The sequence below is a fragment of the Corynebacterium lizhenjunii genome (genome assembly GCF_011038655.2).
Taxonomy (GTDB): domain Bacteria; phylum Actinomycetota; class Actinomycetes; order Mycobacteriales; family Mycobacteriaceae; genus Corynebacterium; species Corynebacterium lizhenjunii.
The window spans coordinates 2353582-2378656 of record NZ_CP064954.1; the positions used below are offsets into that span (position 1 = coordinate 2353582).

At 64.0% G+C, this 25075-nt stretch carries 17 protein-coding genes, 1 tRNA gene and 1 pseudogene; 13 read left to right on the forward strand and 6 right to left on the reverse strand.

The annotated features are described in order from the left end of the window. Positions 1-64: 64 nt before the first annotated feature. Positions 65-850: a phosphoadenylyl-sulfate reductase gene (locus G7Y31_RS10775; protein ID WP_165007433.1), complete on the reverse strand. Its 786-nt coding sequence runs from the start codon at positions 848-850 to the stop codon at positions 65-67. A 174-nt stretch (positions 851-1024) separates the two neighbouring features. Between G7Y31_RS10775 and G7Y31_RS10780 the strand changes: the two genes are divergently transcribed. The 8 genes from G7Y31_RS10780 to G7Y31_RS10815 all read left to right on the forward strand — a co-directional run bounded on the left by G7Y31_RS10780 (position 1025) and on the right by G7Y31_RS10815 (position 13065). Continuing rightward, positions 1025-1483: a methylenetetrahydrofolate--tRNA-(uracil-5-)-methyltransferase gene (locus tag G7Y31_RS10780; protein ID WP_165007436.1), complete on the forward strand. Its 459-nt coding sequence runs from the start codon at positions 1025-1027 to the stop codon at positions 1481-1483. A gap of 108 nt (positions 1484-1591) precedes the next feature. Continuing rightward, a complete protein-coding gene (locus G7Y31_RS10785; RefSeq protein ID WP_165007439.1) occupies positions 1592-3421 on the forward strand; it encodes an ABC transporter ATP-binding protein in 1830 nt (609 codons plus the stop codon). Further along, on the forward strand, positions 3421-5436 hold the full coding sequence (locus G7Y31_RS10790) for an ABC transporter ATP-binding protein (protein WP_165007442.1): 2016 nt from the start codon (positions 3421-3423) through the stop codon (positions 5434-5436). Before G7Y31_RS10785 ends, G7Y31_RS10790 begins: the two co-directional genes overlap by 1 nt. Before the next feature lie 76 nt (positions 5437-5512). After that, a complete protein-coding gene (locus tag G7Y31_RS10795) occupies positions 5513-8179 on the forward strand; it encodes a (Fe-S)-binding protein (RefSeq protein WP_165007445.1) in 2667 nt (888 codons plus the stop codon). A gap of 62 nt (positions 8180-8241) precedes the next feature. Beyond that, on the forward strand, positions 8242-9645 hold the full coding sequence (locus tag G7Y31_RS10800) for a cation:proton antiporter (protein WP_165007448.1): 1404 nt from the start codon (positions 8242-8244) through the stop codon (positions 9643-9645). A gap of 11 nt (positions 9646-9656) precedes the next feature. After that, complete coding sequence (locus G7Y31_RS10805; RefSeq protein ID WP_244977387.1) at positions 9657-10313, forward strand: DUF1707 SHOCT-like domain-containing protein; 657 nt, start codon at positions 9657-9659, stop codon at positions 10311-10313. A gap of 112 nt (positions 10314-10425) precedes the next feature. Then, the gene (locus tag G7Y31_RS10810; protein WP_165007450.1) at positions 10426-11643 is read left to right on the forward strand and encodes a pyridoxal phosphate-dependent aminotransferase; all 1218 of its coding nucleotides are present in this window, start codon (positions 10426-10428) and stop codon (positions 11641-11643) included. A gap of 144 nt (positions 11644-11787) precedes the next feature. After that, positions 11788-13065 carry a YibE/F family protein gene (locus tag G7Y31_RS10815; RefSeq protein ID WP_165007453.1) on the forward strand — a complete coding sequence of 426 codons (1278 nt, stop codon included), beginning with the start codon at positions 11788-11790 and terminating at the stop codon, positions 13063-13065. 97 nt (positions 13066-13162) lie between these two features. Here the strand turns inward: G7Y31_RS10815 and G7Y31_RS10820 are convergent, their stop codons facing one another. Both G7Y31_RS10820 and dcd read right to left on the reverse strand, forming a co-directional pair. Continuing rightward, positions 13163-14593: a UDP-glucose dehydrogenase family protein gene (locus G7Y31_RS10820; protein ID WP_196823572.1), complete on the reverse strand. Its 1431-nt coding sequence runs from the start codon at positions 14591-14593 to the stop codon at positions 13163-13165. 22 nt (positions 14594-14615) lie between these two features. Further along, on the reverse strand, positions 14616-15179 hold the full coding sequence (gene dcd, locus G7Y31_RS10825) for a dCTP deaminase (RefSeq protein WP_165007456.1): 564 nt from the start codon (positions 15177-15179) through the stop codon (positions 14616-14618). Between the two features lie 79 nt (positions 15180-15258). Here dcd and G7Y31_RS10830 point away from each other — a divergent pair. Then, positions 15259-15332: transfer RNA gene (locus tag G7Y31_RS10830), tRNA-Gly, on the forward strand. Positions 15333-15715: 383 nt separating this feature from the next. On the opposite strand, the gene G7Y31_RS10835 is transcribed toward G7Y31_RS10830, so the two are convergent. After that, positions 15716-17551, reverse strand: coding sequence for an ABC transporter ATP-binding protein (locus G7Y31_RS10835; protein ID WP_165007459.1), 1836 nt, complete (start codon positions 17549-17551; stop codon positions 15716-15718). A 180-nt stretch (positions 17552-17731) separates the two neighbouring features. On the opposite strand from G7Y31_RS10835, the gene G7Y31_RS10840 reads away from it, so the two are divergent. After that, positions 17732-18310 carry a MarR family winged helix-turn-helix transcriptional regulator gene (locus G7Y31_RS10840; protein WP_165007462.1) on the forward strand — a complete coding sequence of 193 codons (579 nt, stop codon included), beginning with the start codon at positions 17732-17734 and terminating at the stop codon, positions 18308-18310. Here G7Y31_RS10840 and G7Y31_RS10845 read toward each other — a convergent pair. Beyond that, positions 18297-19985 carry a VanW family protein gene (locus G7Y31_RS10845; RefSeq protein WP_425321641.1) on the reverse strand — a complete coding sequence of 563 codons (1689 nt, stop codon included), beginning with the start codon at positions 19983-19985 and terminating at the stop codon, positions 18297-18299. The two genes, G7Y31_RS10840 and G7Y31_RS10845, sit on opposite strands and share 14 nt — an antisense overlap. A gap of 45 nt (positions 19986-20030) precedes the next feature. Further along, positions 20031-21275, reverse strand: a complete 1245-nt coding sequence (locus G7Y31_RS10850) for a glycoside hydrolase family 3 N-terminal domain-containing protein (protein ID WP_413227987.1) — start codon at positions 21273-21275, stop codon at positions 20031-20033. Positions 21276-21458: 183 nt separating this feature from the next. On the opposite strand from G7Y31_RS10850, the gene G7Y31_RS10855 reads away from it, so the two are divergent. The 3 genes and pseudogenes from G7Y31_RS10855 to G7Y31_RS12100 all read left to right on the forward strand — a co-directional run. Next, positions 21459-21971: a universal stress protein gene (locus G7Y31_RS10855; protein WP_165007465.1), complete on the forward strand. Its 513-nt coding sequence runs from the start codon at positions 21459-21461 to the stop codon at positions 21969-21971. Between the two features lie 411 nt (positions 21972-22382). Then, positions 22383-22607: a DUF2613 domain-containing protein gene (locus G7Y31_RS10860; RefSeq protein WP_165007468.1), complete on the forward strand. Its 225-nt coding sequence runs from the start codon at positions 22383-22385 to the stop codon at positions 22605-22607. Between the two features lie 113 nt (positions 22608-22720). Next, a pseudogene (locus G7Y31_RS12100) lies at positions 22721-24316 on the forward strand (alpha-(1->3)-arabinofuranosyltransferase domain-containing protein); the annotation flags it as partial. Positions 24317-25075 lie beyond the last annotated feature (759 nt).

Below are 25075 nucleotides of genomic sequence, written 5' to 3' on the forward strand. Positions count from 1 at the left end.
TTCGGGTGGTTACCTCTACAGGTGGCTGCCAGCGTACAAGTGGCTGCCAGCGCGGGCGGGCCGCCTATTCGTGTAGTCCGCACTCGGTTTTGCCGTCGGCAAAAACGCGGCCGGCGCGGGCGTCTTCTCCATCGCCCACTGGGAAAGTCAGTGGGGCGCAGCCGATAGAGCGGTAGCCCTGCAGGGTCAGGGGGTGAATAATCAGATCATGTTCCGCAATGTAGCGGTCTGTCTGGTCTAAGTCCCAGGTGATCAGCGGAGAAATCTTCAGCCGACCAGTGCGGTCCAGGCTTAGCGCCGGTGCGGTGGCGCGGTGGGCGGAGTCCGCCCTGCGCAGGCCGGTGACCCAACCGACGTAAGGGTCCATAGCCATATTCAGCGGTTCGACCTTGCGCATGCGGTTATACGCGGCGGTGTCAGTGGCATAAAGCCGCGGGCCATAGACCTGGTCTTGTTCTTCGGGGCTAAGCAGCGGCAGGACGCGCACCAGGGACAGGTCTGGGTAGCGAGCGGCGACGGCATCGGCAGTCTCGAGCGTTTCTGGAAAGTGGAAGCCCGTGTCAATAAACAGCAGGTCAGCGTCTAGTCCCGCGCGGTGGGACAGCTCCGCCAGCACGGTGTTTTCCATGGACATGGTCACGGCCAGACGGCCGGGCGCGTGCTCGGCGGCCCAGGCGATGATGTCCTCGGCGCTGGCGTCATAAAGGCGCTGCGCCCAGTCCTCGACCAGCTGGGCGTTGCGCGCAGCGGTCTCCGCCGGCAGCGGCGCGGTGTCCCGGGTGCCCTCCGGGCTTATGGCCGGGTCGCGGTAGTGCTTGCCAGCGCCAAGCAGATTCAGTGGTTCCGTCATACCTTAACACTCTAGGGTCACCGGCCCGGGAGTCCCGCAGCGCTGGCAGACGCGCGCGGGCTTTAGGGGGCGCACGCTCGAAATCTAGCGTGAATATAAATTGCCACGAACGGAATGAGCGGTCTATATTTTTAGACAAGCTAGTCTACAAATTCCGGACGAAGGAGGTCCTCCATGCGTAATCCGCAGCGCATAGCCATCATCGGCGAAGGTCCCGCGGCGTTGTCTGCCGCTGAGAATCTACTCCGCGCCGGCATGTGCGTAGACCTCATCTCCGCCCGGACTGCACCGTTCGGTCTACTTCGCCGTTTTGCGGGGCTGTCTGGGGTGCTCGCGGAGGCCGTGGCGGGGGCAGCGGACGGTCCTGCCCACTGCGCCGCAGGCATGGTCCCCCGCCTGCGCCTGATTGGCAACGTCCGCGTGGGCTCCGGCCCGGACGCAGACATCACCCACCGCGAGCTGCACCAGCTGGCCAGCCGCGGCGACCGCGAGCTCATCATCCTCGAGCTCAAGGCCCGCGGCGTTGCTGTGACCACCTGGGAGGGCCTGTGCGCCCCCGCACAGCTTGCCGATGCCCCCGAAGACTGGGCAACCGTCATCTCCCGCGCCCAGCTGGCACCGGTGTGCTTCTAAACGCCACGAGCGCAGCACAGGCAGGCAGGTTTACCTAAGTCGCGGGGTGGCGACGTGCGAGCTAAAGTGAATTTTTCACGTTTTTATTCACTAAATTAAGGCCTGTTTGTGGACTTATTCAGAATCCTCACCGCGCGCTCGAAGCCCTATGCCGGATTCGTCATCGCGGTGCTCATTTTGCAGACCCTCTCTGCCGCTGCCACGCTGTACTTGCCGTCGCTGAACGCCAAAATCATCGACCGCGGCGTAGCACAGGTGGACATCGACTACATCTGGCGTACCGGGGCCATCATGCTGGCGGTGGCATTTGTGCAGGTAATTACCGCCGTAGCGGCCGTATGGTTTGGCTCGCGCACCGCCATGGGCGTGGGCCGGGACCTGCGCGGCGCCGTCTTTCGCCGCGTGACGCGCTTTAGCGCCGAGGACCTGGGCCACTTTGGCACGCCCACACTGATTACTCGCGCTACTAACGACGTCCAGCAAGTCCAGATGGTCTACATGATGATGCTCAACTTCATGGTCACCGCGCCGATTATGTCCATCGGTGGCATCATTATGGCCCTGCAGGAAGACCCCGGCATGTCGTGGCTGGTGGCAGTATCGGTGACGGTACTGCTAGCGGCGATCTCAGCGATCATCGTCAAGCTCATGCCGCTCTTTCGGGCCTGGCAGGAGAAGCTAGACGCGATGAATGGCACCCTGCGGGAGCAAATTACCGGCATCCGCGTGGTGCGCGCTTTTGTGCGCGAGGAGCATGAGACGCGCCGTTTTGAGGACGCCAACCAGGACATCACCCAGCTCTCGCTGCGGGTGGGCCAGCTATTTGTGCTGCTCTTTCCCATCATTACCGTAATTTTGAATGTGGCCACCGGCGCGGTGCTGTGGTTTGGCGGGCACCGCGTGGAAGATGGGCTGGTAGAAGTCGGCTCGCTGACCGCGTTTTTGCAGTACCTGCTGCAGATTCTGGCCGCGGTGATGATGGGCACCTTCATGGCCATGATGCTTCCGCGTGCAATTATTTGCGCCCGGCGCATCACCGAGGTCCTAGAACACACTCCTTCTATCCCGGAGGTCGCCGGGCCGGGCGAGTCGCCGCTGACAAGCCAGACTGGCCAAGCAGGGCAAGCTGGACAAGCAGGCCAAGCAGGCCAGACTGGTCAAGCTGAACAACCGGCGCACACCAGCCAGGCGGACCAGCCGCGCGGCGACGTCGAATTCCGCGACGTCACCTTCACCTACGCCGGCGCCGAAGCCCCGGTGCTGCACAACATTAGCTTCCACGCCCGCCCGGGACAGACTACCGCGATTATCGGCGCCACCGGTTCCGGCAAAACCACGCTGGTCTCGCTTATCCCCCGGCTCTACCTGCCAACGGCCGGCCAGGTGCTGCTCGGCGGGGAGGATACGGCAAAGCTGGAGCGAGGGGGCATCGTCAAACTGGTAAGCATGGTGCCGCAGAAACCGTACCTTTTTAGCGGAACCGTGGCCTCCAACCTGCGGCTAGGCCGCCCCGAAGCCACTGACACCGAACTCTGGGACGCCCTGCGCGTGGCCCAGGCTGAGTTTGTCACCGACCTGGACATGCCCATTTCCCAGGGCGGCACCAACGTCTCCGGCGGGCAACGCCAGCGCCTGTCTATCGCCCGGATGCTCGTCGCCCGCCCGGCGGTGTACCTTTTCGATGATTCCTTCTCCGCCCTCGACGTGGTCACCGACGCCAAGGTGCGCGCCGCTTTCGCCGCGGACCTGCGCACCCGCCAGCCGGAGGCCACCACGATTATCGTGGCGCAGCGCATCAGTTCCATTGAGCACGCCGACCAAATCCTGGTGCTCGACGCCGGCGAGATTGTCGCCCGCGGCACCCACGCGCAGCTGCTGGAGACCTCGGAAACCTACCGCGAAATTTATGCCTCGCAAACCACCCAGGAGGTGAAGTAATGGCTGAACACAACCTCACCGAAGCCGAAATCCAGCAGCTCGAAGAGGCCACCGCCGGCGATGACTGGTCCGGCTCCGCCCCACGCCAGGCCAAAGCCTTCTGGCCTTCGGCCGCCCGCTTGCTGGGCCTGCTGGCACCGTTTAAAGCCACCCTGTGGGCGATTGCGGCGATGAACCTGTTCAGCGTGTTGCTGGCGGTGTACGCGCCGAAGGTCATGGGCCGGGCCACGGACGTGATTTTTTCTGGCGTGATCTCCAAGAACCTTCCCGCGGGAATTACCGCCCAGCAAGCCGTCGACGGCCTGCGCGCCGCAGGGCAGCACCGCTTTGCGGACATGGCCGCTGCGATGGAGCTACACCCCGGCTTCGGTATTGATTTTGAGCGCCTAGCACGCCTGATTGCCGTGGTCATTGCCATGTACGTGGTCTCTGCGCTATTCCAGTGGTGGCAGGGTTACCTGCTCAACGCGATTGTCATGCGCGCGGTCTTTGACCTGCGCCAGCGCATAGAGGCCAAGGTGCATTCTCTACCGCTGAGTTATTTTGACACCAATTCGCGCGGGGATTTGCTTTCGCGCACCACCAACGACGCCGATAATATTCAGACCGCCCTGCAGCAGGCCGTGTCGCAGATTTTGTACAACGTGCTGATGGTGGCCGGCATTACCGTGATGATGTTTAGCGTCTCCTGGCAGCTGGCGTTGGTTGCGCTGCTGGCGCTGCCGCTGACTGCGCTGGTGGTGGGCGTGATTGGCTCGCGTTCCCAGAAGCAGTTCACCCAGCAGTGGAAGTCCACCGGTTTGCTCAATGGCCAGGTGGAGGAGTCTTTTTCTGGCCATAACCTGGCGGTAATCTTCGGGCGCATGGACGCGATGACGGCCCAATTCGACGAGCATAATGAGCAGCTTTTCCGCTCTGCGTCGCTGGCGCAGTTCCTGGCGGGCATCATGATGCCGATTATGCAGTTCGTTTCTTATCTGTCGTATGTGGTTATTGCGGTGTTGGGCGCGTTGCGGGTGGCTAATGGCCATCTCACTTTGGGTGATGCCCAGGCCTTTATCCAGTACTCCCGCGAGTTCAACCAGCCGCTGGGCCAGCTGGGTGGCATGGTCCAGCAGGTTCAGTCCGGCGTGGCTTCTGCCGAGCGTGTCTTCGAGTTCCTCGATGCCCCCTCCGAGTCTGCCGATGCCTCGCCTGCCGATGCCGTATCTGCCGGTGCTGGGGTTGCCGGTGCCGGGGTTGTCAGCGCCGGGGTTGCCGGTCCTGGCGAACAGCGCGCGCAGGGCCTGGTGGAGTTCCGCAACGTCGATTTCTCCTACCAGCCGGATACCCCGCTAATCCAGGACTTGACGCTGCGGGTCGAACCAGGGCAAACAGCGGCGATTGTGGGCCCCACCGGCGCGGGTAAAACCACCTTGGTCAACTTGCTCATGCGCTTCTACGACATTGATTCTGGCGCCATCTACCTGGATGGGCGCGATACCTCCTCCATGTCCCGTCAGGAGCTGCGCTCTCACATGGGCATGGTGCTCCAAGACGCGTTGGTGTTTAAGGGCACCATCATGGACAACATTCGCTATGGGCGCCTCGAAGCCAGTGATGAGGAGGTCATTGCCGCAGCTAAGGCCACCTATGTGGACCGGTTTGTCCACGTGCTGCCGGATGGCTACAACACCGTCATCGACCAAGACAGTGGCGCGATTTCTGCTGGTGAGCGCCAGTTGATTACTATCGCGCGTGCCTTTTTGTCCCAGCCGGCCTTGCTAATTTTGGACGAGGCCACCTCCTCCGTGGACACCCGCACCGAGGTACTTATCCAAGAAGCCATGAACGCTCTGCGCACGGGACGAACCTCCTTTGTCATCGCCCACCGTTTGTCTACTATCCGCGACGCAGACCTGATTATTGTCATGGAAGAAGGCCGCATCGTGGAGCAGGGCACCCACGCGCAGTTGCTCGCCCACGAGGGCGCCTACTACCGCCTCAACCAGGCCCAATTCGCTGAGGAAGCCTAGCCGCGAACGACCGGTGCATTCCCGCCAGCACCGGCACACCGTTTAGGCTATCTAGAGACCAAACAAAAGGAGCTCCATGTTTTTGGGTTGGATAGCCGTCCTCGCCTCCCTGCCGGTGTGGGGGTACTTCTTCTACCGCGCCTACCGGATGTTTACCTTCATCCGCTCCGGCGGCCCCACTGTGCTGCCGCGCTTTAACCAGCCGCTGGCGCGCCTGCGGCGCGTGCTGGTGGAGGTCTTTGGCCACACTCATTTTAAGGGCCGGCCGGTTATTAACGCCGCGCACTGGGCCGTGATGGTGGGCTTTTTGTTCGGCATCCTGGTGTGGTTTGAGGCCTATATTCAGACCTTCGCCCCACACCGCGGGTGGCCGCTGCTGGGGGACTGGCCGGTCTACCACTTCCTGGAAGAGGTGCTGGGGCTGGCCACGGTGGTGGGCATTAGCGTGCTCATCGTGGTGCGCGCCCGCCTGGGGCACACCGAGCGCACCTCGCGCTTCTATAATTCCCAACGCACCCCTGCGCTGCTGGTCGAAGCCGTGGTGCTGTGCGAAGGCCTGGGCATGCTGGGGGTTAAGGCGGCGCGGATTGCGGCGTTTGGGCACGGCTCCGCGTGGGCGGATTTTTTGACCATTCACATTGCCAAGCTGCTGCCGGCTTCACCGACGCTTGTTAGCGCGCTGGCGCTGTTTAAGCTACTGACCGGCTTGGTATTTATTGCCCTGATTTCGCGTCACTTCACCTGGGGCGTGATGTGGCACCGCTTCATGGCGTTCTTCAACATCTTCTTCCAGCGCAACACCGATGGCGCCAAGGCCACCGGTGCGCTGCCCACCCCCAATTTGGAGGAGGACACCCCCACGCCGGGCTCCTGGAAGATGCTCCTAGACGCCACGTCTTGCACCGAGTGCGGGCGCTGCCAGGACCTATGCCCCGCGTGGAATACCGGCAAGCCACTATCGCCGAAGAAGTTCATTATGGACCTGCGCCAGGGCGCGGTGGACAATTACGACTCCCACGCCGGGCTCAACGTCTTGGCCATGACCAGTGTGATTGACGATGACGTCTTGTGGTCCTGCACCAACTGCGGCGCCTGCGTAGACCAATGCCCCACCGACATTGAGCACATTGACCACATCGCCGACCTGCGCCGGTTCAAAGTCCTGGCCGAGTCCGACTTCCCCTCAGAGCTGGCCGGGCTGTTTAAGAACATCGAGACCAAAGGCAACCCGTGGGGCCGCAACGCCGCGGAGCGCCGCGGTTGGATTGAGGAGCTGCGCGCAGAGGGCATCGAGGTGCCCATCATTGGTGAAGACGACCTCACTGAAATGGAGTACTTGTTCTGGGTGGGCTGCGCCGGGGCTTATGACGACTCCGCCCGCGCCACCACCAAAGCCACCGTGGAATTGCTGCACACCGCCGGGGTTCACTTTGGTGTGTTGGCCACCGGCGAGTCCTGTACGGGTGACCCCGCCCGCCGCGCCGGCAACGAGTTCCTCTTCCAGATGATGGCCCAAGCCAATGTGGAGACCCTCAATGAGGCCTTCGACGGCATCCCCACCGGCCAGCGCAAAATCATCACCACCTGCGCGCACTGCTTTAACACCCTGCGCAATGAGTACCCGGACTTTGACGGCCACTTTGATGTCTTCCACCACACCCAGCTGCTCAACCGCCTGGTGCGCGAGAAACTGCTGGTCCCGGTGCCGCGGACCCCGGAAAACCGCAAGCCGATTACCTACCATGATCCCTGCTTCCTGGGCCGACACAACCAGGTCTACGACCCGCCCCGCGAGCTGCTGGAGGCCACCGGTGTGCAGATTGCGGAGATGGACCGCACCCGCAACGAGGCCTTCTGCTGCGGCGCCGGCGGCGCGCGCATGTTTATGGAGGAAAAGCTGGGCACACGGATAAACAGTTTCCGTACCGAACAGGCCCTGGCCACTGGCGCGCAGGAAATCGCCACCGGCTGCCCCTTCTGCAACGTGATGTTCACCGGCGGTGTAAAAGCCCTGGCCAGTGCCTCCGACCGCCCGGTCAAGGTCAATGACGTCGCCCTCATGCTGCGGGACTCGATTGCCGATGCCGCCGGTACCCTCCCCGCTCCCCGCCCCAAGGCATTCCTGGGCACCCCTGTGCGCCGTCGCCCTGCCGCCCTTCCCGATGCCCCCGCCCCTGCAACCCCAGCCCCAACCTCAGCTGCGGCCCCAGTCCCGCCCACACCAGTAGCCCCCGGCCCAGCACCAGCTGCACCCAAACCACCCGCAGCCCCTGCCGCCGCCGCACCTAGTGCACCGTCAGCTCCAGCTGCACCCAAACCACCCGCAGCCCCTGCCGCCGCCGCACCTAGTGCACCGTCAGCTCCGGCTGTACCTGCCCCAACCGCACCAGCTGCGCCTGCTCCAAGTGCACCGGCCGCGCCCACTGCACCGCCTGCTCCCCCAGCCCCAACGCCGGCTGCGGCCCCGGCCGCACCAGCTGCACCTTCCATACCCGCAGCTCCGAGCCCCGCTGCGCCACCCGCGCCAACCATGCCAACCGTGCCAGCCGCTCCCACCCCGCCCGCAGCACCCGCAGCACCCGCGGCACCAGCAGCACCAACACCTCCGGCGCCACCAACGCCGCCAGCACCACCAGCCCCACCTGCGGCTCCGACTGCACCCGCGGCTCCGACGCCACCAGCACCTCCGGCGCCACCAACGGCGCCAACGCCACCTGCACCTCCGGCGCCGCCTGCGCCCTAGCGGGAAGGGGTGGGCTGCGCAAATACCAGCACGGGCGGGGTCGTGGTTAAAATTTCGTTCTCATGGAGACCTTAAATTTGGCTGAGACCATGGTCTTGGCCGCCGGCGCCACCGAATACACCGACTCGCTGGTGTCATTCGCCTGGATTATGGGTGCCGCGTTGTTGGCACCCTTCGTTTCATACATGACGGGCAACCGCATGCCCGCTGTGGCACTGCTGATCATCTTTGGCATGATTCTGGGGCCCTCGGTGTTGGACTTGGCGCATGGAGACCCGGGTATCGGCATGCTGAAAGAACTCGGCGTAGGTGCGCTATTCCTGCTGGCGGGATTTGAAATCAACCTGAGCAGCCTGCGTTCAAAAGAGGCCGCGACGGCGACCTCCACGTGGCTTATCTGCCTGGTAATGTGCGTGGCCGGGGCGTGGTTAATCACCAAAGATATTCCACTGGCTATCGTCATGGCGATTGCGGTGACCTCAACGGCGTTGGGCACCATCACGCCCATGCTCAAACAAGAAAAACTGCTGGGTACCCGGGTGGGAGACTCGGTAATGATTCACGGCGCTATCGGCGAGGTAGCCCCAATTACCGCCATGGCCCTGCTGCTGGGAACTCGCTCCACGTGGGCCACGGCGTTGATCCTGCTGGCTTTCTTGGTCATTGCGGTAGTGGTGGCGGTGATGCCACGAGCAATCAGCATGCTGGTGCCCTGGGTGAAGAAAGCATTTATCTCCGGGGCGGGATCGACCAACCAGACCATTTTGCGGCTGATCGTGCTCATACTGGCCATCCTCATGGCAGTAACCGCCGTCTTTGAACTCGACATCGTGCTGGGTGCGTTCGCTGCGGGCATAATCCTCAACCAAATCATTCCCGATGAGTTCCACAAAGGCCTGGAAAACCGGCTGGACGTGCTGTTTTACTCCATGCTGATCCCCGTATTCTTTGTGGTTTCGGGTATGTCCATCAAATGGGATGTCATCGTGGACAATCCACTCAAGGTCCTGGGCATTCCCATCCTTATCCTGTTTACCCGCGGCGTGCCGGTGTTCCTGCGCGAAAATGTCCACCACACTGGCTCCGATATTGAGACCACCCGCGAGCGCGCCCAGGTGGCTCTTTACGCCGCCACCGGCCTGCCAATCATCGTGGCAGTAACTACCTTGGCCGTGCACTCCGGGATTATGTCTGAGGAAATGTCGTCCATCTTCATTGCCGGCGGGGCCCTGACCGTGGCCATCTTCCCGCTCCTAGCCAGCCTGGTGGGAGAAAAGCCCAACGAAGAAAACAGCGAAGAAACACCGGATCCGGACACCCACGCAGACGCGGGTGAGGGTGCGGAAGGAGGAAAGGAGGAGCAGGAGGGGGTATCGGCAAGCTCAGCAGAACAAATCGAACGCGACGCTGAGCGGGCAGCGGAGTACGCCCAACAACTGCGCGACGGTCAGCAACCATCCTCCTAAGCACGCCTATAATGGGCCGGGTGACCAACGACTACGGAGCCTCGCCCTTTAGCAACTCGCTGCGCCTGTCTGATGCCGACCGCACCGACGCCATGAACCAACTGGCGCGCGCGGTGGGCGAAGGGCGGCTGAGCATGGCCGAATTTGAGGAGCGCTCCGATGACATCATGCGCGCCACCACCCGCCGCGACCTGGTGCCCCTGTTTGCAGACATCCCCGCCCAATCCACCACCGAGCTCAAGGTCTACTCGCAAGCCGACGTGAACCGCGCCCGTGCTGCAGGCAAGAAACCGCGGTTAGCCACCGCGCTCACCGGCACCCTGGCGTTGCTCTTTGGGGCCATCGCGGCGATTGTCGCGGCCTCAAGCGGCGCCGGAATCATAGCCGGGCTAACCGGAACCGGGCTGCTGTTTTGCATTCCCATCCTGTGGATCCTGCTCTACGTGGCCAAAATTGGCCCCGACTCCTGGAACGTGCCCAGCCCCCGCAAGATTGAGAAACAACGCCAACGCGAAATCGCCGCGGCCACCGCCTACCAGCGCGCAGAACAAAAAGCCATCGAATCCCAACTGTGGGCGCAACGCCGCCAACAAGCCGGAGAGCTCACCGGCGACGCGCTCAAACTCGCCCGCGAGAAATTCACCCAAAAGTTCAGCTCCGGGCACTAAGCAGGCGCGTGCTGTTCTGCGGGCGTGCGCAGGCCTGCGCGGGGTGCGCGTGCCGCAGCGGCTAAACCACAGCTGCGGGGCGGGCCTGAACCGCCGAGTATAGTAAGCACCCATGGCACGCATTTTTGATCAGGCAGACAAGCTCAAGGGCGTTGCGTACGACATCCGCGGCGAGGTAACCGCAGAGGCCGAGCGCATGGAGCTCGACGGACATTCCATACTCAAGCTCAACACCGGCAACCCGGCGGTGTTTGGCTTCGACGCCCCCGACGTGATTATGCGGGACATGATCGCCGCGCTGCCCACCTCCCAGGGATATTCGACCTCTAAGGGCATTATTCCTGCCCGGCGGGCCATTGTCACCCGCTACGAGCTGGAAAACTTCCCGCACTTTGATGTCAATGACGTCTATATTGGCAATGGCGTGTCTGAGCTGATTTCCATGACCACCCAGGCCTTGCTTAACGACGGCGACGAGGTGCTCATTCCCGCCCCGGATTACCCCCTGTGGACAGCGGCGACCTCCCTGGCCGGCGGCACCCCCGTGCACTACCTGTGCGACGAAGAAGACGACTGGAACCCCTCCATTGAAGATATTCGCGCCAAGGTCACGGACAAGACCAAGGCCATTGTGGTGATTAACCCCAACAACCCCACCGGTGCGGTGTATTCCAAGCAGGTCCTACTTGACATCATTGCGGTGGCGCGGGAGAACGACCTGCTAATTTTGGCCGATGAAATCTATGACCGGATCCTCTATGACGGTGCCAAGCACACCTCCATCGCCTCCCTAGCCCCGGACCTGCTATGTATAACCTATAACGGCTTGTCCAAGGCCTACCGAGTGGCCGGCTACCGGGCAGGCTGGATGGTAGTCACCGGGCCAACGCACAACGCCAAGGGATTTATCGAAGGCCTGGATCTGCTGGCCGGCACGCGCCTGTGCCCCAACGTCCCCGCGCAACACGCCATTCAGGTGGCGTTGGGTGGGCGGCAGTCTATTTATGAGCTCACCGGCGAAGGCGGGCGCCTACTCAAACAGCGCAACGTCGCGTGGGAGAAGCTGAACCAGATCCCCGGCGTCAGCTGTGTCAAGCCCATGGGCGCACTATATGCCTTCCCGCGGCTGGACCCGGAGGTGTATGAGATTCACGATGACTCCAAGCTCATGCTGGACATCCTCCGCGCAGAGAAGATCCTCATGGTGCAAGGCACCGGCTTTAACTGGCCGCACCCGGACCACTTCCGGGTAGTCACGCTGCCGTGGGCTTCCCAGCTAGAAAATGCCATTGAGCGCCTGGGCAATTTCTTGGTCAGCTACAAGCAGTAGCGCGCAGCCGGGCGGCCAACCGGCCAGGCCCGCACGGTATGGCCCCGGGCGGCCAATCGGCCAGGCCCGCGCGGGGTGGCTCAGCGGCTAGCCAGGCCCGCGCGGGGTTGGGCAAATGCCGCCGAATAATGAACAATGGCGTGCATGGCTAAACACTCCGCTCCGTCTTCCCGGTCTTCCCGCCCGCGCCGCGCTGGGGTTGTGGTCCACAGCCCTTGGCGGATAGGGCTAATTTCCCTGCTGGCCGTGGCGTTGATTGCCACGCTGACCGGCCTGGTGTTGCTGTGGCCGCGCTCGGAACCCCAGGAGCACGTAAGCCCGGAGTTTACGCGCACCTACGCCCTCAACCAGCCGCAGGTCACGGGCACTGTGGAGTACACCGACTCTAATTTGTGTCACTCTCCTGCCACGGGTTTAGCTTTCGACACTCCGCCGATGCGCCCCGCCGCCGAGGAGCCTGCCGATTGCGCGCGCTCCTTCATCACCTTAACCTCCGGGCAGAATGCTGGCCGCAACACGCAGCTGGTGTTCTGGGGCGTGGCTGGAGACCCCACGCTGGAAGCAGGCGATGAGATTTTACTTTCCGAGTCCACCGATGAGGAAGGCACAGTGCGCTATTCCTTTGCGGACTATCAGCGCAGCGGGGAGCTGTGGATGTGGGCGGCGATTATTGCGATTATTATCATCGCTTTTGCCGCCTGGCAGGGCGTGCGCTCGCTGGTAGGACTGGGCTACACCCTGGGCGTGGTGTTTGTTTTCTTGTTGCCCGCGCTTATTGAAGGCTCCCAGCCGTTGTTTGTGGGCATAGTTGCGTGTGCGACCATCGTGCTGGTGGCTATCCCCCTGGTCCACGGAGTGAATTGGAAGTCGGCGTCTGCTTTGGGCGGTTCGCTGACAACTTTGGCCCTGGCGGCCCTGGTGGCGTGGGCGACTATCGACTCCACCCGCCTGGAGGGCTTTAGCTCCGAGGACAATTTGAAGCTGCTGCTGTATTTGCCCTCCGTGTCGATTGTGGGGGTGTTGTTGTGTGGGTTCATTATCGGCGCGCTGGGTGGGCTCAATGACGTGGCGATTGCGCAGGCCTCCACCATCACGGAGTTGTATGCGGCGGACCCGAAGGCCCGCCCGGGGCAGCTTTTTGTCTCTGCAATGAAGGTGGGCCGCGACCACATTGGTTCTATGGTCTACACCATTGTGCTTTCCTACACGGGCGCTACCCTGCCGCTGCTTATCCTCATTAGCGCCGCCGAGCGGCCCCTGGGCCAGGTATTGACCTCTGATTTGGTGGCCACGGAGCTGTTGCGCTCCGGGGTGGGCGCGGTGGCGCTGACCCTGACCGTGCCGATCACCACCTTCATCGCCGCCCTGACTGTTCCCGACCGTCGCCCCACCGCCATTGTGAGTCAGACCGACCCGGCGTAGCGCCCCGCCCAGTCTGCCGATGCCCCTCCCGCCGACGCCAGTCTGCCGATGCCCCTCCCGCCGGCACCCAGTCTGCCGATGCCACCCGGCCCCGCAGCTAATCCAGGGTGCGCCCCAGCGCCCGGACGGTCCAGCCGGCGGCCTGCCATGCGGGGACGGGGAGGGCATTGCGGGCATCGATAAGCTGTGGGCAAGCCACCCACCCAGCAGCAGCGTGCGGGTCCAGGTCACAGAACTCCTGCCACTCAGTAGCCAAGATAACCAGGTGGGCGCCGCGCAGGGCACTTGCAGCACAATCCGCGTACTCCAAGGTCGGGTACTCCTGCGCGGCGTTGGCCATCCCCTGCGGGTCATATACTGCCACCTGCGCGCCCGCCAGCGCCAAGGCCCCGGCCACGGCCAGCGCCGGGGAATCCCGAACATCGTCCGAGTTCGGCTTAAAAGCGCAGCCCAGCATAGCTATCCGATGCCCCCGCACCGCACCCCCGCACGCCTCCCGCGCCAAGTCCACCACCCGTTGCCGCCTGCGCTGGTTAATCGCGTCCACCTCCCGCAGGAAGGTCAACGCCTGGTCCACGCCCAACTCGCCTGCACGCGCCATGAACGCCCGGATATCCTTAGGCAGACACCCACCGCCAAAGCCCAGGCCGGCGCCCAAAAAGTGCGGGCCAATCCGCTGGTCCAGCCCCAACGCCTGCGATAGGGCCACCACGTCCGCGCCGGTGGCCTCACAAATCTCTGAGACAGCGTTAATGAAGGATATCTTCGTCGCTAAAAATGCGTTGGCAGAAACCTTCACCAGCTCCGCGGTCTGCAGGTCCGTGACCAGGAAGGCAGTGCCCTGCGCGAGGGCTTGAGCGTAGATGTCGCGCAGGGCAGCCTCGGCGAGACTTGGCGGTGCCGGCTCCGCAAATGATCCCCGATCCGCAGATGGGCCCGGCTGTTGTTTGGCAGGCTTCGCCGCCTCCGGAGCCGGGTGTTGCGACAAGACAGCCGCGGGGCAAGCCTGTACACCCAGGACAATACGGTCCGGGCGCAACGAGTCCGCCACCGCGTGACCTTCCCGAAGAAACTCCGGGTTCCAAGCCAGTTCGATGGTGGCGGTGGGGGCAGCGAGGGTATCGGCAAGCTCTTGTAAAGCCTGCGCCGTGCCCACCGGAACTGTGGACTTCCCAACGATGACATGGTGCCCGCGCAGGTGCGGGGCCAAGGCCCGGATAGCAGCGTGCAGGAAGCTGACATCCGCTGCGTAGGAACCCGGGCGCTGCGGGGTGCCCACCGCCAGGAAATGCACATTCGCATACCGCGCAGCGAGGGCATAATCCGTGGTGAACTGCAGGCGACCGGCGGCAAGATTGCGCCGCAGCAGCTCCGGCAAACCCGGCTCGAAGAAAGGCGGAGTCCCGGAATTAAGCGCAGCAACCTTGTGCGCGTCCGTGTCTAGCCCCAGCACCTGATGGCCCAGCTGCGCCAGGCAAGCCGCATGCGTGGCGCCCAAATAACCAGTACCAATAACCGTCACGTGCATACGGGGACCTCCGGGCGAGGAGCTAGCGGAAGTTCAGGTACGACTTCGAGGGCGTGGGGCCGCGCTGCCCCTGATATTTTGAGCCCAACGCGCCGGTGCCGTAAGGGTTTTCCGCCGGCGAAGACATCCTAAACAGCGCCAGCTGCCCCACCTTCATCCCCGGCCACAGCGTGATGGGCAAGTTAGCCGTATTCGACAGCTCCAGCGTGATATGCCCGCAAAAGCCCGGATCAATAAAGCCAGCCGTTGAGTGCGTCAACAACCCCAACCGCCCCAGCGAAGACTTGCCCTCCAGGCGGCCGGCCAAATCCGCCGGCAGGGTGAACTTCTCAAATGTGGCACCCAGGACGAACTCGCCGGGGTGCAGCACGAAAGCATCCCCGTCTTCGACCTCCACCAGGCTGGTCAAGTCCGGCATTTCTTCCTTGGGATCAATGTGCGTGTAACGGGAGTTGTTGAACACCCGGAAGAACTTATCCAGCCGCACATCGATAGAGGACGGCTGCACCATCTCCGCCTGATAAGGCTCAATGGCCAACTGTTGAGAATCAATGGCGGCGCGGATGTCACGATCTGAAAGAAGCACCCCTACAGTCTAGCCGTTTGCCAATCCTGGTACTCGAAGTGCTAGAGTTGTCTCAGCGCTCAGAACAGTAGCGCGCAGTGCCGACGTAGTTTAATGGTAGAACTTGAGCTTCCCAAGCTTACGGCGCGGGTTCGATTCCCGTCGTCGGCTCCACGAAGTATACCCCGCCTTGCAGGGTTTTCTTTATTTTCGGGGGGCCGGTACTAAGCGGTATTGGGTGCCGGGGTAGCTAAATTGCAAGCTGGCAGCAGGTTTATCGGGATTTCGGTAGCCCTCAGACTGGGGGCTTTTTGTAGCCCGTGGCTTGTCATTTCTTCCGCGTCCCGCTGTCTCGGTGCCATTTTTTCGAATGGGTCGCGCTCCACGTTGGCGTTTCCGTGCCGGGGTGCTATTCTGGTCCGGCATGGTTTTGGTCTCAACCATTCTATGTACTCCCCCCATTTATGGAGTTGCAGCTCCGGGGGGATTTTAGAGTTTTCGCAGGTCGTTATCCCGGTGCCAGCAGCGGTACCCAGCAATGCATCTTGCCAGTGGGCCTAGTCTGCCGATGCCCCGTTACCGCCACCGTCGCGCGCTTGGGCCGCCGCGACGAGGTCCGCGTAGGCGCCGCCGCTGGCCAGCAGCTGGGCGTGGGTGCCGCGTTGGACGATGGCGCCATCGTCAAGCACCACAATCTGGTCGGCGTCTTGGATGGTGGACAGGCGGTGGGCGATGACCAAGCGGGTGGTGCCGGAGCCCAGGACGGCCTCCTGGATAGCGCGCTCGGTTTCATTGTCCAGGGCGGAGGTGGCCTCGTCGAGAATCAGGACATCCGGGTCACGCAGGAGAGTACGCGCCAAGGAAAGGCGCTGCTGTTCACCCCCGGAGAAACGGTAGCCGCGCGAGCCCACCACGGTATCAAGCCCCTCCGGCAGGCCGGCGATGACCTGGTCCACGTGGGCAAGGCGGAGGGCGGCCCAGAGTTCGGAATCGGTGGCATCGGGACGAGAGAACAGCAGATTCTCCCGCACAGAAGCGTGCAGCAGGTAGGTCTCCTGGCTGACCACGCCTATGTGCTGGGCGCGCGCAGCGGCAGAAAGCCGCCGCAGGTCCACGCCGCCGAGCAGGACGGTGCCCTCGGTGGGGTCTGCCAGGCGCGCTGCCAGCATCGCGGCCGTGGACTTGCCAGAACCGGTGTGGCCCACCAGTGCGGTGGTGGTTCCGGCGGGCACATGCAGGTCGATGCCGCGCAAGGCTGACCGGTCCGCGCCCGGATAGGTGTAGCCCACCTGGCGGAAGGTAAGGGAGGGCGAGTTTAGGGAGGCATCGGCAGGCTGGGTAGGCTCAGGCAGGTCCGGGGTGAGGTCTAAGTATTCAAAAATGCGGCTAAACAGCGCCATGGAGGCCACCCACTGGGCAGAAACGTTGAGAAGGCCGGTGACGGGGCGGAAGAGCTGGGTTTGCAGGGTGGAGAAAGCGATGAGCGTGCCGATGGTCATGGAGGTGTCTAGCTCGCGGGCCATCACCAGCCCGGCCACCAGGTAGACCAGGGCAGGGATAATGCCGAAAATGATTTGCATGGACGCCATACGCCACCGGCCGGCCAGCTGAGATTCCAGCTCCAGGGTAATGAGCTCTTCTGAGACCTTTGCAAACTGCGCATAGACGCGATCCTGGGCGCCCATGGTTTTGCTCAGGCGCATGCCGGAGACCGAAAGGTGCTCCGCGATGGTCTGCTGCAACTGCGCCTGGGCGCGTTGTTGTTTGGCCAGGATGCGCCGACGCAGCAGGGCGGTTTGACGCGTGAGCCAAATGGCAGGGGGCAGGACCACCAGGGATAGCAGCGACAAGGTGGGTGAAAGCGCCACCATGGCGATGATGGTGGCCACCGTCATGGTGACATTGGTGGCAATGGAGGTGGCGGTAGTGGTGACCACGCCACGCATGCCGGAGATGTCATTGGTCAGGCGGGATTGAATCTCGCCGTCGCGATTGCTGGTAAAAAACGCCAGCGCCTGGGATTGGACATTAGCAAAGACCTCCGTGCGCAGGCGGTGCATAATCTTTTGGCCCACCAGGGTAGACAGCCAGGTTTGCACCACGCCGATGCCCTGGGTGAGCACCACCAGCCCCACCATGCCTCCCACCAGCCAGCCCAACAGGGTGAGGTCTTGGGCTGGAATGGCCTCATCAACTGCGTGGCGCACCAAGAAGGGCTGGACCACGGTTAGCCCCGAGGTTGCCACAATCAGCCCGGTGATAAGCAGCAGGGTGGGCACGTGCGGGCGAAAGAGGCCGAAGACGCGGCGCATGCTCACGGGGTGCTCTTGCAGGCGTTCGACGTCTGCGCGGTCCTTGGTCGCGGGGCCGGGTGGGGGTCCTCCGGGGTGCATGATGGCCTCCTTTGGTTTGTACGGGGCGCGGTTGGGCGCAGCTAGGCGCAGGGTGCACAGCTGCGTGCGCTATGCGTTGCTAGGCGCAGTGGCCACAGTGTGCGACATGGGCACGCCCCGCAGATTACTGTACTAACTTCACCATGTTCAAAGTACAATACTTCTGCTAGGCTGTCCACCGTGAAAGACACTGCCCCGCTCAGCGCCGAATTGGGCGAGCTCACCGTGCGTGTGAGCCACATTCTGCGCCGCCGCAGCCGCCAGCTCCCTTTGGCCCCGCACCAGCACCGTGCACTCGGCGTCATCTCCCACGGCCCCCTTCGGCCAGGTCAGCTTGCCGATGCCCTGCGCATCACCCCCCGCGCCGCCACCGCCGTTGTTGATGCCCTGGTGGCAGAAAACCTGGTAGCCACTGGCCCTGACCCCCAGGATCGGCGCGCCAAGGTGGTCAGCATTACCGCCGCTGGGCGCAAGTATCTGGCCGCCACCCGCGCCAAGCGCGCGGAGATTTCTCAGGAGCTCTTCGGAGCATTGAGCCCCCGCGAGCAGCAGGAACTAGCACGGCTGCTGCGCCACATTATTGCCGATGCTGAAGCCACCGACCATCCTGGACACCACCCCGGCCACCGGCACGGTTGCGGCGACCACCCCGACCACCGGCACGGTCGCGGCGACCACCACGATGACTATCCCGACCACAGGCTCGGTCACGGCGGACCCGGCGCCAGGGCGAGCAAGCCAGGGGCTAGCCGCAGCTGACTATCGGCTGCGGATCGTAGACGGTGGTTTGGGTTTCTTGTCGCAGCACGTTACCGGAAAGATCCCGGATGGTGCGGGTATCTGAGGTGGTAAAGCCCGGCGCGCCGCCGGATGGCTGGCAGTTGGGGCCAGAGACCTGCTTGCGGGTGGGCTGGGTGTGGGCCCAGCGGCCGTTGTTGGTGGACTCCACGTTGACGGTCTTAACGCCCATGAGGCGGACGGTGATTTCGCCGCTGCCGAAGATGGTGTCAATGCGCACAGGGTGCGGGGAGGAGTTGGTAAAGCGCAGGTCTATGGCGCCCTCGTAGACGGTGGCTTCGCGCCCGGCGGGGTAGCGGGAGATGTAGTAGCTGTGCGCGGTGTGGCCGGCGTCGTCCATGCCGGCGAAGTAGGCGGCATTGTAGAGGGTGGTGGCGAATTGGGAGATGCCACCGCCAACTGCGGTGCCGCCGCGCCCGTCGATGATCACACCGGATTCCACGTAGCCTTGGGCGGTGCCGCGCGGGCCGGTGTAACCGTTGAGGGAGAAAGTCTCCCCAGGCCCAACAATGGCGCCGTTGACGGTCTGGGCGACAATGCGGATGTTTTCTCCCGATGCCGCCGAATAGCCCGAGGTAGTAAACTCCCCCACCACTTGGTCAAAGGTGGCATTCTGCGCCATTTCGGTGGTGAAGGTGGCCGGTTCCGGCTTGTACTCTGCGGCGAACTCGCGCTCGGCCCCGCCTATGCCGCGCACGCGGTCTTCAAACCCTTCGAGGGTCTTGTCCCAGTCCACCACGGTGCCATCGACGGAGGGGGTGACTTGGCGGGTGCCGCCAGCGAAGCTGAGTTTGGCGTTGGTGCCTTGGACTTCCGATGCCGCCAAACCTTCCGCCAGCAGTTCCCGGGCGCGCTGGACATCGACGTTTAAGTGCAGGGCGCCGTCTTCGCGGGCGATAGAGACAAACTCCGCGCGGGCGGCGCGGTCTAGCACGGCGTCTACCCCTTCGCGGCCGTGAACCACGATGTCTTTGTCTAGCGCTTGGGCGGCCGGGCCTTTGCGCATGGACTCGATGGCTTCCGTGTTGACGGCCGGTTCTACTTCGGTGGCATCCACCTTGACACCAGCAGGATCCAGCCACTGGTCTTGGACCGCTTGGTCCAATTCGGCGCGCTCCACGGACTGGCCTAATACCGGCTCGGTGACGTTGAAGCCATCCGGGGTCACGTCCAGGTCCCCGTCCTTAGGGGCGGTGGTTAGTTCGTCTTCCACGCGGTCCATCGCGGTGGCAAACGCCGCGGCATCAATATCGAAAGCCACCGCGTGTTCGCTTAGCGGGCGCACCAGGCTAGCTAGCCGGGTAAAGGGATTGAGCGACTCATCTGGAATGCCCGCCACGGCGGCAGCAAAGTTGGGGGAAAGGCCGGCATCGGCAGGCACGAAGCTGGACTGGCGGGCCCCGGCCTGGACGCTGACGGGACGGGAGGCGACATCGGCAAGCTCTGTGGAGAGCTTTGCTACTGCGGCCTCACGGTCCATGGTGGAAATGTCTACCCCACCCACGCTGACTCCGCGCGGGACCTTGCCCTGGTGCGCGGCCACGTCCATGGCATAGGCCACTCCCGCCAAAACGATAAGCCCCATCAGGATCCCAAGGGAGATAACCCAACCCTGCTTGCCGGTAACATTTTTCACAATACCCACACTATCGCCCAGGCTCAGGAAATTGTTAGCTGGCTGTTAGGGGTTGGGATGCAGCCCTTGGTCTGCACGCACCCGCTCGACCGCGGCGGCGAAGCGTTGCGGGTGGATGCGCCCCTCCTCCACAGCGGCAACTACCTGGTCAATCACGCTATCAATGTCTACCGCCGTGGACCATAGCGCCTGGTCCGCTCCGGCGGCAATGGCCGCCACCACCGCCTGCGCCGGGGTGTAATGGTCTGTAATGGCGCGCATGCCCGTCAGGTCATCGGTATAGGCCAGGTTTCTAAACCCATCGTGGTTGCGCAGCAGCCCGTAGGCGTGCGGGTTAAGGCTGGCGGGGGTGGTGCCATCGCCCAGACCGGGGACCACCATGTGGCCCACCATCACATCCGCGCGCGGCTCCCCGGCCAAGGCGGTGCGCCAGGGCACCAGGTCAAAGCCCGTCATTTCTGCCAGGTGCGGGGTAATAGCGGTGCCTGTGTGCGTGTCTCCCGATGCCCTCCCATGGCCCGGGTAGTGCTTAAACACCGCCCCCACGCCGGCGTTTTCTAGCCCCCGGGCAAAGGCCATGCCGTACTCGCCCGCGCGCTGCGGGTCCGGGGAGAAGGAGCGGTCCCCCACCACTTCCAACCCAGCGCCATCGACGTCAAGCACCGGGGCAAAGTTGACATCGATACCGTGGGCGTGCAGGCGCGTACCAATGTCGTACGCAGTGGCTTCCACCTGCTGCGGGGTGCCCGCCGCCAGGGCCTGCGGGGAGGGGTAGGTACCCAGGATCTCAGAGAAGCGTTGCACGCGCCCGCCCTCGAAGTCGATGGCTACGTGGAAGGGCCGGCCCACCAGCTGGCGCAGGGCGTGAATATCGCGCCCTGGTTCTGTCAGCAGCGCCGGGTCTGCCCAGCTGGTAATGAAGATGCCGCCTACACCGGCGTTGAGTTTGTGCAGGGCATCGTCAAAGTTGCTTACTCCGGGGAAGAGCAAAGAGGCCGCGGCAGCGCGGCGGTCCTGCGCCGGGACTTCGGGGCGCAGGGTAAATGCCGGGGCGGGGGTCGCGGCGGATTTGCTACTCGGGCTGTTCTGGGTGTTTCGGGTGTTCTGGCTGCTCTGGTTGTTCTGCGCGTTGTGGGCGTTCTGTGTGGCGGCCGACGTTGGGGACGCAGTCGGCGTCGCAGCAGCGGGGGTTGCGGACTCCCGGGAAGACTGCGCCGCATCCGGCGCGCAGGCGCACAACACCGCGCTGGCTGCTGCCAACCCGGTGCACACCCTCATCAACGCCTTCACCGTTTACAGTGTGCCGCACGCGCACGCAGAAGACCACTCAAGGCCGGACGTGCCGGGTAGGCGTGTGGCCGCCAGCTTTTGCACCTGGCGCGCAGGACTAGCTCATGGCTGGCGCACGGGTGGCGCACTGCTGGCGGACGGGGTGGCGCACGCAGCTGGCGGAAAGGGTTAGGATGAGAACCCATGAGTAATGGTCAAACCATGCTGATCGCTTTCGATGGCTCCCCGCGCGCCGCTCGTGCTCTGGAGCACGCCGCCCGGCTGCTGCGGCCGACCACGGTAGAAATCCTCACCGCCTGGGAGCCCGTGGCCCGCCAAGCAGCGCGCACTGTCAGCCGCACCGGTGTCCACCAAACTGTGCTCGACGCTGAGGCCGCCGCGGAGGATCCCGCTCAGGCTGAAGCGCTGAAGCTCTGTCGGCGCGGCGTGGAGGTCGCCCAGTCCCTGGGCCTGGCTGGGCGAGCCCACCTGGTGGAGGCTTCCACCACCATTGCCTCTGCCATTGTCGATGCCGCCCGGGAGCTCGACGTAGATGTCATCGTCACCGGCACCCGCGCGCTGTCCGGGTTCCGGGCCTGGTGGAACTCCTCTACCGCGGACCAGATTGTGCGTGCCAGTGGCCTACCGGTGTTCATCGTGCCACCGGAGCTGGAGGAAGACGAAGAGGAAGAGCCCGAGTACTTCGAGGAGTCTTAAGGCCAGACTGCCGGGTGCATGGCTGGTGCCAGCAGGTTGGGTCCGATATTTGGGCCCGGTATCCGGCCCGCGGATGCTTGCGCCGGTGGCTGCCGCTTCACGTCTTCGCCAATTCTCCGCACCGCCCCACCCGCCCAAGCCTCATCCGTCCAAACCACATCCGTCCAAACCACATCTACCCCATGCGCTACCTGTCGAAGAAACTATCCGGCGAATTCGACAAGTAGAGGTTGCCTCATTTCACGAACTGGGAAAACGCAGCCACTTGCGGGCTACCTGTCGAAGAAACTATCCGGCGAATTCGACAAGTAGACTCTGTCCCATCGACCCCGGGGCGGCTCAGTCACAAAAATCACGTGACTTGAGCCAAGCCGGGGTAAATGCCCTGGACTGCTGTTAGGATGTGAGGCTATGGCACACGAGACGGAACCCGCACCGCAGCGCGCAGACAGCGCCCGGTTAAGCAAGCGCTCCTTGAGCCCCGCGCTGGGCTCCGCTGTAGTGGGCATTGCCTTGGGCGTGGTGGCCGTGGTGGGCATTGCCCAGTTCAGCGGTCACAACACCGTCCCGCCCTCCCAAGCTGTCTCTGCTGACGATGCCCTCTTGGGCGGGCCCGAGTACGGCTCCCGCAACTAGTGCGCGTGGGCTCACGCGGGGCACCAGGGACTGGCGGGGCACCAGCGACTAGCGGTGCAGCACCTGATGCTGCACCGGTTGGCAGGTGGGGCGCACACGCTGCCGGATGGGTGGTGCTCGGGCTGCTGGCCTTTTTGCAGCCCTTCGGCCTGGTAGCCGCCGATACCAAACATGACCTCACCGCGAACCCGGGTGCCTTCCTTGCCCGGGCGCTTACTCCTTACACCGACATCTTCACCCTGGGCCAGCTTCAAAATCAGGCTTACGGCTACCTCTTCCCCCATGGCGCATTTTTCCTACTCACCGAGCCGCTTCCGGATTGGATAGCCCAACGGCTGTGGTGGACCGTGGTTCTCGGGGTGGGCTACTCCGGGGCGCTGGCCCTAGCCCGGCGCGTCGTGGTCGTGGTGCTGCCCAACCAGACCGGGCTGCCCAACCAGGCCGGGCTGCCCAACCAGACCGGGCTGCCCAACCAGACCGGGCTGCCCGGCGCGTGGGCGGTGCTTGCTGCGGGGGCTTTTGTCCTGTCGCCGCGCACGCTGAGCACGCTTACTGCGATTTCTTCTGAAACGTGGCCAACCATGCTGGCACCGTGGGTGGTGTGGGCTGCGCTGGATCCGCGGCTCGGCTCGCACACCAACAGCCGCCGAGGCCCCGCAACCGGCCAATACGGCAGGCACACCAACCCCCGCCAGTCCCGCTGGTCCGCAGCGACCTCGCTGGCAGCGCCAGTAGCAGCCATGGTGTTGCCGGTGGCTTTGATGGGTGCGGTCAATGCCACCGCCACGCTGGCGGCGTGTGTGCCCGCGCTGGTGGTGCTGGTTTATCGGCGCGCGTGGAATGCGCTAGCCGCCTGGCTCGCGGGTTGCGCGTTGGTGAGCCTGTGGTGGATTGGCCCGCTGATGATTTTGGGTCGCTACTCCCCGCCGTTTACGGACTACATTGAGTCCGCCTTCGTGACCACTCGCTGGCTCAATCCCGCAGAGATTCTGCGCGGGGCCACCAGTTGGGCACCATTTGTGGACAATGAACGCCTGGCGGGCACGCTGCTGGCCACGGAACCGACTTTTGTTCTGCTCACCGGGTTGGTGGCGGCAGTGGGGGTGGCTGGGTTGCACCGTCTGTCGCGGATGTGGACCTATATGCTGTTGGTCGGCTTGGCTGTCATGGGGATGCGCTATGGGTTCTACCTGGACTTCCTGGATGGCCCGGGCGCGTTTATGCGCAACGTGCACAAGTTTGATCCGCTAGTGCGCCTGCCGTTGGCACTCGGCGTCGGCGCGGTGGGTGCCGCCCTCCACGCCCGGCTTGGCGCCCACCACTCCCGCTACCGCAGCGCGGCGGTGGCGCTGGTGGTGTTGGTGGGGGCATCGGCAAGCCCAGCGTGGACGGGGCAACTGCTGCCGCGCGGGGCCTATGAGCAGGTGCCGCAGTATTGGCAGGACGCCGCGGATTTCCTCAACACCCATGCCCAGGGCACCCGCACGCTGCTCTACCCGCCGGAGTCCTTCGCCCGGGCAGACTGGGGGTGGACGCGCGACGAGCCCGCCCAACCCCTGTTGGAGGTGCCGTGGGCGGTGCGCGATGCCATCCCGCTAGTGCCCCCGGAGTCCATCCGGGGCTTGGACGGCGCCATGGCCGCCCTGTCGCGGGGCCAGGCCGCGGGGTTGGAGCGCATGGGTATTGGTGCGGTGCTGATTAAGGATGGCGTGGACTCCCACCGGGCGCTGGCCAATCTGCAGGGCCAGTGGCACAGCTTTGGGCCCATCGACGTGGTGCTGCTGGAGTCCCAGCCGCAGTATCTGCTCAGTGACGCTGCCCCGGTGCGGGTGGCCGGCGGCGGGGAGGTGGCGGCGTTTTTGCCCGCCGCGCCCCTGGAGTTGGTCCCGGCTGGGGCCGGTGCCCAGGTGGTCACGGATACCCCGCTGCGGGTGGAGCGCAATTATGGCACTTTGGACGGCCCGGTCTCAGCGCCCTTGGCGCCTGCAGATACCACCCATGTGCGCAACCGCCAGCCCGACTACGCCTCCGTGGGCACCCCGGTGCAGGTGGCAGAAAGCGGCGGGCACGTGGCGGCGTCTTCTTCGGCTGCCGATGCCTCCGCGTTCGGCGGCGCCACCCCCTCCCGCTCTGTTACGGCCGCTGTCGACGGCGAGGACGCCACCGCCTGGTGGCCTGCTCCCGGCGAGCGCAACTCCTGGCTGGAGCTGCGCCCCGATAACCCCTACCCCGCCCGCGCCCAGTTAGAGCTGCAAACCACTAAGGACACAACGGTGCGCGTGCATAATGGGGACGCCGCCGTGGAGCTAGATACCACCGCAGGCACCCTGCACACCGTGCGCATACCCGGCGGGCAGGCCGCTGCGGTGCGCATTGAGCTGACCCAGCCGGTAGGCATTGTGCACGCGCAGGTGCGTGGGGCGCCCATCGAGCGGATAGTCACTCTGCCGGAGGTCACCGACCACGCC

Bases quoted from the DNA above. Each gene is read 5' to 3' on its own strand.
- G7Y31_RS10775 (WP_165007433.1), bottom strand. From the start codon at position 850: ATGACGGAACCACTGAATCTGCTTGGCGCTGGCAAGCACTACCGCGAC.
- G7Y31_RS10780 (WP_165007436.1), top strand. From the start codon at position 1,025: ATGCGTAATCCGCAGCGCATAGCCATCATCGGCGAAGGTCCCGCGGCG.
- G7Y31_RS10790 (WP_165007442.1), top strand. From the start codon at position 3,421: ATGGCTGAACACAACCTCACCGAAGCCGAAATCCAGCAGCTCGAAGAG.
- G7Y31_RS10795 (WP_165007445.1), top strand. From the start codon at position 5,513: ATGTTTTTGGGTTGGATAGCCGTCCTCGCCTCCCTGCCGGTGTGGGGG.
- G7Y31_RS10800 (WP_165007448.1), top strand. From the start codon at position 8,242: ATGGAGACCTTAAATTTGGCTGAGACCATGGTCTTGGCCGCCGGCGCC.
- G7Y31_RS10805 (WP_244977387.1), top strand. From the start codon at position 9,657: ATGGGCCGGGTGACCAACGACTACGGAGCCTCGCCCTTTAGCAACTCG.
- G7Y31_RS10810 (WP_165007450.1), top strand. From the start codon at position 10,426: ATGGCACGCATTTTTGATCAGGCAGACAAGCTCAAGGGCGTTGCGTAC.
- G7Y31_RS10815 (WP_165007453.1), top strand. From the start codon at position 11,788: ATGGCTAAACACTCCGCTCCGTCTTCCCGGTCTTCCCGCCCGCGCCGC.
- G7Y31_RS10820 (WP_196823572.1), bottom strand. From the start codon at position 14,593: ATGCACGTGACGGTTATTGGTACTGGTTATTTGGGCGCCACGCATGCG.
- G7Y31_RS10835 (WP_165007459.1), bottom strand. From the start codon at position 17,551: ATGCACCCCGGAGGACCCCCACCCGGCCCCGCGACCAAGGACCGCGCA.
- G7Y31_RS10855 (WP_165007465.1), top strand. From the start codon at position 21,459: ATGAGTAATGGTCAAACCATGCTGATCGCTTTCGATGGCTCCCCGCGC.
- G7Y31_RS10860 (WP_165007468.1), top strand. From the start codon at position 22,383: ATGGCACACGAGACGGAACCCGCACCGCAGCGCGCAGACAGCGCCCGG.